This is a genomic window from Limnofasciculus baicalensis BBK-W-15, from assembly GCF_024178385.1.
GTDB classification, from domain to species: domain Bacteria; phylum Cyanobacteriota; class Cyanobacteriia; order Cyanobacteriales; family Coleofasciculaceae; genus Limnofasciculus; species Limnofasciculus baicalensis.
In genome coordinates, this window is record NZ_JAMZMM010000155.1 from 1 (window position 1) to 12,929 (window position 12,929).

General features: G+C 43.5%; 9 protein-coding genes. 7 read left to right on the forward strand and 2 right to left on the reverse strand.

Annotated features, from left to right (window positions below; translation table 11 throughout):
* From NJ959_RS15835 to NJ959_RS15850, 4 genes are all read left to right on the forward strand, one after another.
* A partial coding sequence (locus NJ959_RS15835) for a tetratricopeptide repeat protein (RefSeq protein ID WP_254012705.1) occupies positions 1-330 on the forward strand: 330 nt, incomplete at its 5' end.
* Positions 331-525: 195 nt separating this feature from the next.
* On the forward strand, positions 526-810 hold the full coding sequence (locus NJ959_RS15840) for a hypothetical protein (protein ID WP_373693664.1): 285 nt from the start codon (positions 526-528) through the stop codon (positions 808-810).
* Positions 807-1,226 carry a PIN domain-containing protein gene (locus NJ959_RS15845; RefSeq protein WP_254012707.1) on the forward strand — a complete coding sequence of 140 codons (420 nt, stop codon included), beginning with the start codon at positions 807-809 and terminating at the stop codon, positions 1,224-1,226. Before NJ959_RS15840 ends, NJ959_RS15845 begins: the two co-directional genes overlap by 4 nt.
* A 26-nt stretch (positions 1,227-1,252) precedes the next feature.
* On the forward strand, positions 1,253-1,717 hold the full coding sequence (locus tag NJ959_RS15850; RefSeq protein ID WP_254012708.1) for a hypothetical protein: 465 nt from the start codon (positions 1,253-1,255) through the stop codon (positions 1,715-1,717).
* Between the two features lie 192 nt (positions 1,718-1,909).
* On the opposite strand, the gene NJ959_RS15855 is transcribed toward NJ959_RS15850, so the two are convergent.
* On the reverse strand, positions 1,910-3,895 hold the full coding sequence (locus NJ959_RS15855) for a phosphodiester glycosidase family protein (RefSeq protein ID WP_254012709.1): 1,986 nt from the start codon (positions 3,893-3,895) through the stop codon (positions 1,910-1,912).
* Positions 3,896-4,073: 178 nt separating this feature from the next.
* Positions 4,074-5,456 (reverse strand): hypothetical protein, encoded by a 1,383-nt coding sequence (locus NJ959_RS15860; RefSeq protein ID WP_254012710.1) that lies wholly within the window; start codon positions 5,454-5,456, stop codon positions 4,074-4,076.
* 308 nt (positions 5,457-5,764) lie between these two features.
* Here NJ959_RS15860 and NJ959_RS15865 point away from each other — a divergent pair, with 308 nt between their 5' ends.
* The 3 genes from NJ959_RS15865 (at position 5,765) to gltB (ending at position 12,566) form a co-directional block, all read left to right on the forward strand.
* The gene (locus NJ959_RS15865) at positions 5,765-6,775 is read left to right on the forward strand and encodes a DUF6745 domain-containing protein (RefSeq protein ID WP_254012711.1); all 1,011 of its coding nucleotides are present in this window, start codon (positions 5,765-5,767) and stop codon (positions 6,773-6,775) included.
* 9 nt (positions 6,776-6,784) lie between these two features.
* On the forward strand, positions 6,785-7,006 hold the full coding sequence (locus NJ959_RS15870) for a hypothetical protein (protein ID WP_373693665.1): 222 nt from the start codon (positions 6,785-6,787) through the stop codon (positions 7,004-7,006).
* 790 nt (positions 7,007-7,796) lie between these two features.
* Positions 7,797-12,566, forward strand: a complete 4,770-nt coding sequence (gene gltB, locus NJ959_RS15875; protein ID WP_254012713.1) for a glutamate synthase large subunit — start codon at positions 7,797-7,799, stop codon at positions 12,564-12,566.
* Positions 12,567-12,929 lie beyond the last annotated feature (363 nt).

Below are 12,929 nucleotides of genomic sequence, written 5' to 3' on the forward strand. Positions count from 1 at the left end.
AAAGCTTACTACCTCAAAGCCCTGAAAATAAGAGAAGACGCGGGGGATTTTTACCGGGCTGCGAGTGACTATCACAATCTGGGAGTGGTGGCAGAGGAAAAACGGGAGTTTGAGGAGGCGATTTCTTACTTTGTGAAAGCCTTAAGGATTTTTGTAGATAAAGAGGATTTCTATAAAGTTGGATATCCAATTAGGGGATTAGGAAGAATCCTCAAGCAAATAGGAGAAAGCCAATTTGATACAGTTTGGCGCGAGGTGAGGGGTTTTGATTGCACCGGAGACTTGCGTGAGGCGATTTGGGCGGCGCGGGATGAGCTAGATTCGGAGTAGTCAGATTTTGCACCAGTTGCCAAAACCGCCAGTGGTTAAAACCACTGTCTAATAGCTAAAGTCCGTTAAAACGGACTAAAATCTAGATTAATAGAGAGCGGAGAGGTTAACACAGAGGTACACAGAGGTTTGAATATTCCGATACAACGGGAAATGATACAACACCCTAGGGTAATCAACAGGAAAAAGATGATGATACAAGCGTACAAACTTAAGGGAAAAATCGATACCGCAGGTAACTTGGTGCTTACTCAACCCACTCAAATGCCACCGGGAGAAGTGGAAATAATTGTCTTGCAGGCAGTTGAGACACTTGCTATTTCCACAGTTACAGAATCGAAGTTACAGTCAGAGAAGCCGAGGCGACGGAGTAAAATTAAAGCTTTGCAAGATTGGTTTGAAAAAACCCAACCTGCACCTCCTGATTTTGACCCAGATGAAGCGCGATGGGAAGCTTTGCAGGAGAAGTATAATCTATGAAAGTCCTGTTAGACACTAATATTATTGTGGATGTTGCCCTTGAGAGGCAGCCTTTTGTTGAAAATAGCGAAACAGTCATATCTTTGATTGAACAAGGGCAAATAGAAGGATACATCTCAGCATCCTCTTTTGGTGACCTTTACTATATTATCCGCAAGGAAAAAGGTAAAGAGTTAGCTATTGAATTTCTGAGAACAATAGTCACTGTCTGCCAAATTGCCACAGTTGATACAGCCGCAATCAATATGGCATTAGGTAGCAACTTCAGAGATTTTGAAGATGCAATTCAGTACAGCACGACTGTAGTTAATCAATTAGATGCCATTGTCACCCGCAATCCGCAAGATTTTCCCGTTACAACTCCTCGCATCATCACTCCTGAACAATTGATTCAAGAGTTAACAAATTCTCCCTAGATTCTTTACCTAAACAAAAAAATACCATGACTAGCCAATTAACACCCACCGAAATCCAAGAAATTCAGCAAATCCTCAAAGATTACAACCCTTCTCAACCAGCCCTCACCATCCTCACCAAAAATCAAGGCAGACTAGATGCCAGTTTTGATGAACTTTGGGAAGATAAAAACGGTACACAGATGTTCAATCAAGGCAAATCCCTCTGGAAAGTAATGTTAGGAGAAATCCGCAAAGAAATCTGTGGTGATGATGGCTTTCGCGGCAAAGTTAAGGAATATACCAATAATCCAGCCAGTGCCCCTTTACTCACCGGATTAATAGTCTCTGTAAGTAGCATCGCAATAGCACACGGATTACCAATTGACCCCGCAATTGCTACAATTATTGTCCTATATGTTGTGAAAATTGGGCTAAATACTTTTTGCGAATACAATCAACCAGAAACTAATCCTCAACTCCCGGCTGCGGCAGAAGAAAAACGAAAATAAAATTACTGATATCATTTCCGTTAGCATCAGAATCATCCAAAAACCTCTGTATACCTCTGTGCAAACCTCTCTGTACCTCTGTGTTAAAAAAAAACCATAGCAACGCCAACGGAATCGATATAAATCACTTAAGATTTACACAGTGATGCTACTGATAATGTAGATGGTGCGAAAGCATTGCTTGATGCGCCACTACGGCAAAATAGGACGAAAAATCCCCAAGCTATTATGAACTCTAGCAGCAGTAGCCGGAGAACGATTTAAAAGAGAACCCCCAAGATAAAGTCCAGTGGAGCTACCCCCATCAAAATTAAGGGAATCAATCGCGCCCATTTGCTCCATTAATTGAGCAGTTTCAGTTAAACTAGGTCCTTTCCCGCCAGCACGATTATGAATAGCCGCAATAATTAAAGTACCGGATGGAGTAGTACCAATAGTGGAACGAATTGCTAATTGTTGAGCAAAAGCATCGCTAAATTTTTCGGCTTTGGCATCTAAAACAAGTTGGCGATTTTGCAATAAAAGTGGACCAGCACCTAGGATATGAGGATAGTTATTAAATTCGGCGGGAACTGTGTTACTCTCAATCTGGACTCTTGTACCAATTCCTAGAGAATTAGCAAAGGTTGTTGTCTCATTTCCCCGTAAGGTAAGGAGATAGCCATTTGTAGGAATGGCAAAGACATCTTTCCCTGTAATTCCTGCGGATTCCTGAGTTATAATTTGGTTATTTGCAACTGCAATAATAACCTCATTATCTGTCATCGTGGTGTAACTTGGACCCCATTCTGAAGTATAGCGAGAAATTCCCGATTGGACATAACCGCTATTGAGGAGGAGAATCGGGAGACTTTCGCTATTAGAAGTAATTAAAGTTTCCGATAGACTCAGATTACCTATTTTAAATTTACCATTATCAGTCCACGCGATCGCACCGCGATTTAAAATAGGTCCAGAAAACCATTTCCCATCCCGCCGAATTGCCCCCAAAGGCATTTGGGTATTGCGATTGAAAAAGCCAGCATTAATTGCTGCTGAAGCCTGCCACAACTGGGATGTTTGAATTAAAGGTGCAGTTCCCACCTGAGTTGTAGGATTGCTCCACATTGGTCTCAAAATCACTCCAGCAGCCCTAGGATTGACCTCCAACCAGACGACTGGAAATCGCTCTTTTTCTAGATTAACATAGCGCTGATGCCAATGGATACCAGGTGCCCATACAATATCTTTTTCGACCATATTATCAGGATGGAGGTCAATTACCAATCGATAAGGATTGGGCAAGCTAAATACTTGCAGGCGTAAACCTTCTGGAATATCTACTTTAATTATTGTTTGATTTTCACTACCTTCAACTCTTACTGTTGGTTGATTTTTAGATTCGACAACTGCTACAGGTGCTGCATCTTCTTCCCCCTGCTCTATTTGTTCTGGTGGCTTATCTTTAAACTTTTCTATTAGTGATGGATTGGCTAAACTATCTAAAGTAATAACTCCTGATGTCCGCTCGTCGCTAACTTGCCAGGGTGTGGGGCGATTGAGATCTACTAATATTTGAAATCCAGATTCATCAGGTATGGTGGTAATATTAGTGACTTGTGTCAATATCGAAGATAAACCTAAAGTATCACCCTCTACTTGTAGCTGCCAACCTGCTACTTTTGCCAAATCTGTAATATCGAGGTAGCGATAAGCACCACTTAGTTGGCTAGCCAGAATAATTGGTGTAGTTTGAGGATTAGAGAACCATTCAATTGGCTGTCTGTTTAAATTTCCAGTACTCAATAAGTTTACCCCTAAACCTTGCTGAATTCCTCCATCTCCAATGAGAGTACGGACAGAATTACCCACCTTTAATTGTTGCCAGGGAACAGTCAAAGTCCTACCATTTACAGATAATTTGCTTCCCTTGCCAATAACTTGAGACGACGCTTGGGATAAAAAATCTGCCCGACGAGGGGGAGTCGTAGGTGGTGATTGAGAATTTGGGGCATTTAACCTTTGGTCTTCTGTTAGAGTATCATTTAATTTTGCTGTTGCTTGGACGATTAAAGTTTGGAGACTTTCTCCCATCTCAAGAGTTGGCAATAGAGGAGATTTTGCATGACTAATTAATGGGTTAAGATAACTCAGAGATAAACCGATAATAGTGAAGATTAAGATAGTTATTTTTCGCACAGTGCAATAATATTTACTCTAAGTGTTCAGTGTCCTTTATCGTTCTTGATGAGCATTTATGCCCGGTTTATGACCGGGCATAACAGCATTAATCTTACCTGAGTTCCGTTGGGGTAGCCTGCGCTTCGCGCATACTCCGTTGGCGTAGCCTGCGCTTCGCGCATACTCCGAACTCAGGTTAATCTTGCATTCCGGCGTACAGGAGTCGGACAAATAAGCGGACACCATCATTATCTTTCAAAGTTGAATAAGATGGAGCTTCTCCGCTACCAATCGCCTGCAAATTTGAGAGCAATTCGGGATGGAATTGGCAGGTAAAAGAGCGTAGAATTTTCTTAGTTTCAAAGTCTTTGTAGTTAATGCAACTGGCCGAACACTCAGTCACAATTTCACCATCTAATGCCGTCGAACAGAGAATTTCTACAGCATCAGGTAGTTGGATTAGCCAAGACAAAGAACTACCAGCGATGATATGGCGATAGGGGACAATAGCATCATGAATGCTGCGGTAAGCCCAGTTAGCAAAGAGGATGGCTTCTTCGTTGACTTCATCCGAGTGAAACATCGAAATCGAGACTTCACGTTCATATTGAATTGTCGTGTCAATCACACCTTCATGGGCATCAGCGGTGACATCATGAGCATGGATAATTTCCCAAGGAATAGCCAAAGCATCAGGATCGGGAGACTGATATGCTAAAAGGACGCGATCGCCTACTTCTTTTGTTTCATTGCGCGTCACCGCAAAATGCTGATCTTCCCAGCCAGAGGCAACCACCCGTCCATCACGCTTTTTGACTTCCAGTGTCTTGCCCATCGCTTCGATACTTCCTGCCACATGTTGCAATAATCTCAGAGCTTTACCATCTCGATCCCGCTCCAGAGATGTCATTGAGAGAACTTCTTTGACGGCACGTCGGATTAGTCGGATATGAGATTCTGCCGCCAGTTGGTGTCCAACACAGATAAAAATTGCTGCCGCACTACTAGGGGATCTCGAAATCAGCAGTTTGTCCACTAAACTAAACATATCCTCACGAGAACAAGCCGGACTTGTCCAGGTGGATGGATCGTATGTCGATGGATCTCCGCCTTCCACTACCACCGCATAACCAGAGGTAATTGCTGGCACGACGAGATCAGGATCGATGACTCCACTGGACCAAACAGGCAGCAATACTGAGTCTATGTCAGCCACTTTCTGAGCAATAAAGGCAACATTTTTGGAAGCTCGAACCTCTTCGCCATTCGCGTTAACACCCACATTTTCCCAAGGTTCAATAATAGTTATCGACTGACGAAACAAACTGGGATGTTTGAGGAGAAATTCCAAATCTTCCCGTGAATTAATCACTTTTTCTAAAGGTGGAGCCTCTCCCCACTCAAAACTACCGTCTTCTGCCAATATTTCCTTTTCTCCCAGTGGATTTTCGGAAGTTCTATCTGCTAAGAAATTACCTAACAAAATCTGTGCCGATTCAAAATCAGATCTACCTTCATTCAAGTAACCAGGAATTAAGCGCCAGTCAGATGTAGTCGTTTGATGGTTTGGAGATTTCATTTGTCCGTAATAAAACAATACCAAATTAAATTTATATCACAATTAGATTAAGTATCTAAGAGCAGAGAGCAAGCGCTCGATTAATTTCCAGTGTTTAGCGCCTTGCTGCTCCCTTCACCCTGCCGCCGATGAGGGTGTCTTCGGTAATATACCTCAACCCAACCTGCATTTATTGCATCATTTTAGCCTTGACGCGCCACTACAGATTAAATGCGATGCCTTTGGTGGACTACGCCATCGCACCCCCAACCATGGTACACTCTTACTAGATGCGATGCCTCTGGCGGGCTACGCCATCCCACTCGCCTATGAAACTGATTAATTCACTTACCCCCTCTCAAGAAATATTGATTCCGGTATATCGCGAAAAGTGGAGAGAAATCGCACTTTCGACAGAATCAATTAACCATCAAAAAGCCACAGTAGCCATAAATGCCGCCTACCAAATAATTAGCTATCTACACCCCCGGATTATTTTTTGCGACAGTCCCCATCGTGCTTTAAAACAAATGGAGAGAGGGGAAAGGAACAAAGTCACTAATCGATTGGACAAAAAGCTGCGCATCGAATTAATCGAAGAATTAGCCAAGCAAGTGGGGGGAAAATTACGCAGTGACGTGAATCTAATATGGAGCCAACTACGCCCCCAACTGTGGGGACAATTAATGAGGCAAATCTCAGGTGAGATTGGACTCAAACTTGGCGAAGGTATTCAACCAGAATTATGGGCTTGTAACGCCAGTATTTTTGACTTTTATATTTCTGTATTATCTTGTTCGCACGATGAAAAAAAATGGCAAATATATCGAGATCTAATTTTAAATTGTGGCTGGTTTTTTCCCTTTGAGAATATCTGCTATGTATCCGCTCGCCCTGATATCCTCTCTTTCGACAATCAACAACGACTACACGCCGAAGGTTCCCCCGCGATTCAGTTTAGAGATGGATTCAGTATCTATGCCCATCATGGAGTAAGATTACCAGCAAGATACGGCACAGTCCACCCCAACCAATGGCAAGCTGAATGGCTTTTAACAGAAGATAACGCGGAATTGAGACGGGTCCTGATTCAGGAAATTGGTTACGTCAGAATCAGTCAGGAATTGCAAGCTAAGGAACTAGATACTTGGCAAGAGTACACTTTGTTAAAAATCGATAATAGTGTCAATCTTGAGCCAATTCACTTGTTAAAAATGACTTGCCCTAGTACGGGGCACATTCATGTTATACGTGTACCACCTCACATCGGATTAGCTCGTGCAGCAATACGCTGGGTGAATTGGGGAATTAATCCAGAAGATTTTTCAGTCCAGACTTGAAAGCAGAGAATTTTGAGTACATTAATTACAGAGTTAGGCTCAGAATGCCAAAATATTACCGCTTTAATCTATCAACTTCAGTCACCTTACCTCAGTGGTAGACAACAAGCTGAAATTCTGGCAGAATTACTGGCAGCGGCAATTCATTTGAATATTCATTGTGGAGATGATTTTCAGACACTAATTGCCCAGGAAATGGAAAAATTGCCCGATGATGATGAAAAAGATTAAATGGGTATAACACAGGAGTGAATTTGTTTGGACTTAGTTTTTGCCTACCACCTTTACCAGAGAAGATAATCGATTCCTTAGTGTCTTAGTGGTTTATTAAATACAGCGGTTTTCGCAGTAATGAGGTACACTTAATTGATCCTCAGAATTAAGCAATTAGTTTGTTAATTTCTGCTACTGTACCTCACTATGAGAGGGAACCGCTGTAATAATTCTGCAAGGGCGAAGGAAGCAAGCACCGAGAATCCTACCGCTTCGGGCATCCTCCTGCCACAACCATCCTGCATCCCATACCTACTACTCAAAGACACTCAGCGATACAGGAATTCACAGAACTTTCTGTAGCAAAGGCTACAGCGCTTATACCTCTCGATCGGGGATTGCGATCGCACAAAATTTCCGATATGATAACTATTCCACGCCCAATGGCAGGACTATTAGATCTAACTTGGAGTTTTTAGAGTTTCTGGAAGCGAATTCCTCAGTTACCCCAATCGCAGCCTGTTTAGATGGATTACTCGAACAGACGATTATCTGGGCTTTATATTCCTCAAGCCCATTATAGCCATGGCATCCAGCATCAATGGAGGTTCTGGCTTCCTTTTACACAAGAGATTATAGCGAACGAACGAGTTGAGGTGCGACTTATAGCCACAAGACTATTTGGCCAAACTCGCAGTTAACATCAATTGTTTCTAAGTTTCAATTATTGTGGAATTTCACTATCGAGATTCCCAATCTAACAAACCGCAAAATTCTATCACTAAAAAGAATCATCAAGATGGACAAGATGAACAGTAGGAGCATCACCAAAAATCAACAAACATATACCAACAAGGGAGAAGATATGCCCTATTCTGGTCAACGCTGGTTAGTAGAAGAAAGGGATGCCTGTGGCGTTGGCTTCATTGCCTCACAAGCTGGTATCGCTACCCACGAATTAATCGAACAATCCTTAATTGCATTGACTTGTCTCGAACACCGAGGCGCTTGTAGTGCGGATCGAGATTCTGGGGATGGTGCGGGCTTAATGACGGCAATTCCCTGGCAGCTTTTCCAGTCTTGGTTTGCAGGGCAGGGCATCGCTATGCCACCAAAAGAGCAGTTGGCAGTAGGGATGATATTCTTGCCACAAGATGAGGCAAGAGCCAATCAATCTCGTGAAATGATTGAGCAAATCTTGGGGCAAGAAGGCTTAACCCTATTGGGATGGAGAGTAGTCCCGGTAAATGAAGCCATCCTCGGTATTCAAGCCAAAGAAAATGAACCCAAAATTGAACAGGTTATCGTCACATCTCCTCACAAACAGGGCGATGAATTAGAACGGAGCCTCTATAAAGTCAGGCGTAAGATTGGCAAAATATTAAAGTCAGATAAAGGATTAAATTGGCCTGACGAATTGTATACTTGCTCATTCTCCAGTCGGACAATAGTCTACAAAGGGATGGTTCGTTCAGCAGTATTAGGCGAATTCTATAAAGACCTAAAAAATCCCGATTACCAAAGTGTATTTGCTATCTATCATCGGCGTTTTAGCACCAACACCATGCCAAAATGGCCGCTGGCGCAACCGATGCGAGTATTGGGACATAACGGCGAGATTAACACTCTCCTCGGTAATATTAACTGGATGATGGCACGAGAAGCTGATTTACAACATCCAATATGGAACCAAACCAACAACCAACAACCAACAACCAACAACAATTTGGATGAATTAAAGCCAATTGTTAATCCAGAAAATAGCGACTCAGCCACCCTCGATAACGTATTCGAGTTATTAGTACGCTCTGGACGTAGCCCCATGGAAGCCCTGATGATTATGGTGCCAGAAGCGTACCAAAATCAGCCAGATTTACAAGACCATCCAGAAATAGTCGATTTTTACGAATACTATAGTGGAATTCAAGAAGCTTGGGACGGACCAGCACTATTGGCATTCAGTGATGGTAAAGTTGTCGGTGCAACCCTTGACCGGAATGGATTGCGACCAGCACGTTATAGCATTACTAAGGATGGCTATGTCGTCGTATCCTCAGAAGCAGGTGTAGTAGACTTACCCGAAGCAGAAATTATCGAAAAAGGGCGTTTAGGTCCAGGGCAAATGATTGCCGTAGACTTAGAAAACCACGAGATTCTCAAAAATTGGGACATTAAACAGCGCGTCGCCGGGAAACAACCTTACGGAGAGTGGTTGAAACAGCACCGGATTAACTTCAACTCACAACCTTTCCTCGATACACCTAAACTAGATTCCTCACAATTATTGCGCCAGCAGATGGCATTCGGTTACACGGCTGAAGATATCGATATGATTATCGAGCCGATGACAATTGATGGGAAAGAACCGACATTCTGTATGGGAGATGATATACCCTTGGCAGTCTTGTCAGATAAACCTCGTTTGCTCTACGATTACTTTAAACAACGCTTTGCTCAGGTGACAAATCCTCCCATCGATCCCCTGCGAGAAAGTTTAGTCATGTCTCTGCGGGTACAGTTAGGTGAAAGGGGGAATATCCTAGAAGCAAAACCGGAATATGCTCGGTTATTAAAGCTGGAAAGTCCCGTCTTAAATGAAGCAGAATTGGATGGCGTAAAAGCATCAGGAATTGAGACTGCTGAACTTTCTACTTTATTTGAAATTGCCACAGGACCTCAAGGATTAGAAGCAGCCATTAGTAAGTTGTGCGCAGGAGCAGAGGCGGCAGTTAATCATGGGAAGAAGATTCTGATTTTAAGCGACAGAGTTGGCGGTACTGTCGATGGAAACTACAGCTACATTCCCCCCATGCTCGCAGTAGGTGCAGTACATCATCACCTCATCCGTCAAGGATTGCGGATGAAAGCATCCTTAGTTGTGGATACCGCCCAATGCTGGAGTACCCATCATTTTGCCTGCTTACTCGGTTATGGCGCATCAGCAATTTGTCCTTATCTGGTGTGGGAATCAGTCCGTCAGTGGTGGAATAGTGCCCGAACTCAGAAACTAATCCAAAATGGTAAACTTGGCAATATTACCATTCAAGATGCTCAGAAAAATTACCGCAAAGCAACAGAAGCTGGATTGTTGAAAATTCTATCCAAGATGGGAATTTCTTTGCTGTCATCTTACCAAGGCGCTCAGATTTTTGAAGCAATTGGGATTGGTGGTGAATTATTGAACATCGGCTTTGTGGGGACAGCATCTCGGTTAGGTGGCTTGACTATTGCCGAATTAGCCCAAGAAACTATTTCTTTCCATCAACGTGCCTTCCCCGAATTAACTGCCAAAAAGTTAGAAAACTTCGGCTTTATTCAATATCGTCCCGGTGGCGAATATCACATGAATAGCCCCGAAATGGCAAAAGCACTCCATAAAGCTGTTGCATCATTTACCAATGGCAAGTCATCAGGAGCGTCAACAACAAACAACGGACAACAAACAACCAATAACGGACAACAAACAACAGAAAAAACAGCTTACGATCACTATCAAGTATACAAAAAGCTGTTAGAAGAACGTCCGGTAACAGCTTTGCGAGATTTATTGGATTTTAATAGCGATCGCAAATCCATTCCCGTCGAAGAAGTACAATCAATTGAGGAAATTGTCAAGCGGTTCTGTACCGGAGCGATGTCCTTGGGTTCCCTATCGCGGGAAGCACACGAAACATTAGCGATCGCAATGAATCGCTTAGGTGGTAAATCTAATAGTGGTGAAGGTGGCGAAGATCCTGTAAGATTCAAAATCCTCAATGATGTAGATGAAACAGGACATTCTCCCACTCTCCCTCACCTGAAAGGTTTACAAAATGGAGATACGGCAAGTTCCGCTATTAAACAAATAGCATCGGGACGCTTTGGCGTAACACCAGAATACCTGATGAGTGGCAAACAATTAGAAATTAAAATAGCCCAAGGAGCTAAACCCGGAGAAGGGGGACAATTACCAGGGACAAAGGTTAGCCCTTATATTGGCATGTTGCGGCGCTCCAAACCAGGAGTTTCTCTGATTTCACCGCCACCCCATCACGATATCTATTCTATTGAGGATCTGGCTCAACTCATCTTTGACCTACACCAGATTAATCCCAAAGCTCAGGTATCGGTAAAACTAGTAGCAGAAATTGGCATTGGTACTGTCGCCGCAGGTGTGGCAAAAGCAAATGCAGATATCATCCAAATTTCCGGTCATGATGGCGGTACAGGAGCATCTCCTCTTAGCTCCATTAAACATGCAGGCGGACCTTGGGAATTAGGAGTAACAGAAGTCCATCGGGTATTGATGGAAAATCAATTACGGGATCGCGTTTTATTACGCGCTGATGGCGGCTTTAAGACAGGTTGGGATGTCGTAATCGCAGCCTTAATGGGGGCAGAAGAATATGGATTCGGTTCCGTATCAATGATTGCTGAAGGCTGTATCATGGCACGGATTTGCCACACCAATAACTGTCCCGTGGGAGTAGCGACACAACAGGAACACCTCCGGAAACGTTTCTCTGGAGTACCAGGAAATGTAGTTAATTTCTTCTACTTTATCGCCCAAGAAGTCCGGAGTCTTTTGGCACACCTGGGTTACTCTAAATTAGAAGATATCATTGGTCGTGCTGATTTACTGAAACCACGGGAAGGAGTTAAATTAACTAAGACATCAGCACTGAATGTTAACTGCTTAATTCAGCTACCAGATGCCAAGAATAATCGCTCCTTCTTAGAGCATGATGGGGTACATAGTAACGGTGTCGTATTGGATGACCAAATCCTGGCAGATCCCGATATTCAAGCAGCAATTCGCAACCAAGGCTCAGTTACCAAAGATATCGATATCGTTAATACCGATCGTACTATGGGGGCACGAATTGCAGGTGCGATTGCTTCACAGTATGGAAATACTGGTTTTGAAGGGCAAATTACCCTGAATGTCAAAGGCGCAGCAGGTCAAAGTTTTGGCGCATTCAATCTCCCTGGCATGACCCTAATCCTAACAGGTGAAGCCAACGACTATGTGGGCAAAGGAATCCACGGAGGTGAAATAATTATCAAACCCCCCGCCGACGCTACTTACGATCCTGCCAAAAATGTTATTGTCGGGAATACTTGCCTTTATGGTGCAACAGGCGGTATTTTATTTGCTAATGGCGGTGCTGGGGAACGGTTTGGTGTCCGCAACTCCAAAGCGCAAGCCGTGATTGAAGGTGCAGGCGATCACTGTTGCGAATATATGACAGGCGGTGTCATTGTCGTGTTAGGCAATGTCGGGCGTAATGTTGGCGCTGGCATGACAGGTGGATTGGCTTACTTCCTAGATGAAGATGGCAGTTTCCCTGCAAAAGTTAACCCAGAAATTGTGAAAATGCAGCGGGTAATTGCCCCGGCTGGGGAACAACAACTTAAAGAATTAATTCAAGATCATGCTCAACGGACAGATAGTCCAAAAGCCAAGCTAATTTTAGCAAATTGGTCTGAATATCTGCCCAAATTCTGGCAAGTTGTACCACCTTCAGAAGCGAATAATCCTGAAGCTAATCCCACAGTGGATAGTAAGGAGGAGCGTGAGTTGAGTGCGGTTAAGTAGAGATTAGAGGTTTGGAAAACCTCTAATTAATGGCATTACTCCCCCTTCCCGCACTTCGTGCCGCTAGGCTAACGCCAAGCTTCGCTAACGCTAATGCAGGGAAGGGGGCTGGGGGGTTAGGTTTCCCTCCTAAATGATGCAAGCAATCAATTAAAACTGATAACTTGCACGCCTTCCAATCAGCCTGGGCGATTTCCAATCGCGGCTACACAAACCAAGTCTGCCTGGGCAGACTAACCAAAAATCGAGGATTTCAGAACCCGCGCAGGCGGGTTTTGTCTGTGTAGCTGCGGTTTTAACCGCTTGCACGATTTCCAATCGCGGCTACACAAACCAAGTCTGCCTGGGCAGACTAACCAAAAA

Excerpts from the sequence above, each read along its gene's own strand:
- NJ959_RS15865 (WP_254012711.1), top strand. The coding sequence starts at position 5,765 with ATGAAACTGATTAATTCACTTACCCCCTCTCAAGAAATATTGATTCCG.
- NJ959_RS15860 (WP_254012710.1), bottom strand. The coding sequence starts at position 5,456 with ATGAAATCTCCAAACCATCAAACGACTACATCTGACTGGCGCTTAATT.
- NJ959_RS15850 (WP_254012708.1), top strand. The coding sequence starts at position 1,253 with ATGACTAGCCAATTAACACCCACCGAAATCCAAGAAATTCAGCAAATC.
- NJ959_RS15845 (WP_254012707.1), top strand. The coding sequence starts at position 807 with ATGAAAGTCCTGTTAGACACTAATATTATTGTGGATGTTGCCCTTGAG.
- gltB (WP_254012713.1), top strand. The coding sequence starts at position 7,797 with ATGAACAGTAGGAGCATCACCAAAAATCAACAAACATATACCAACAAG.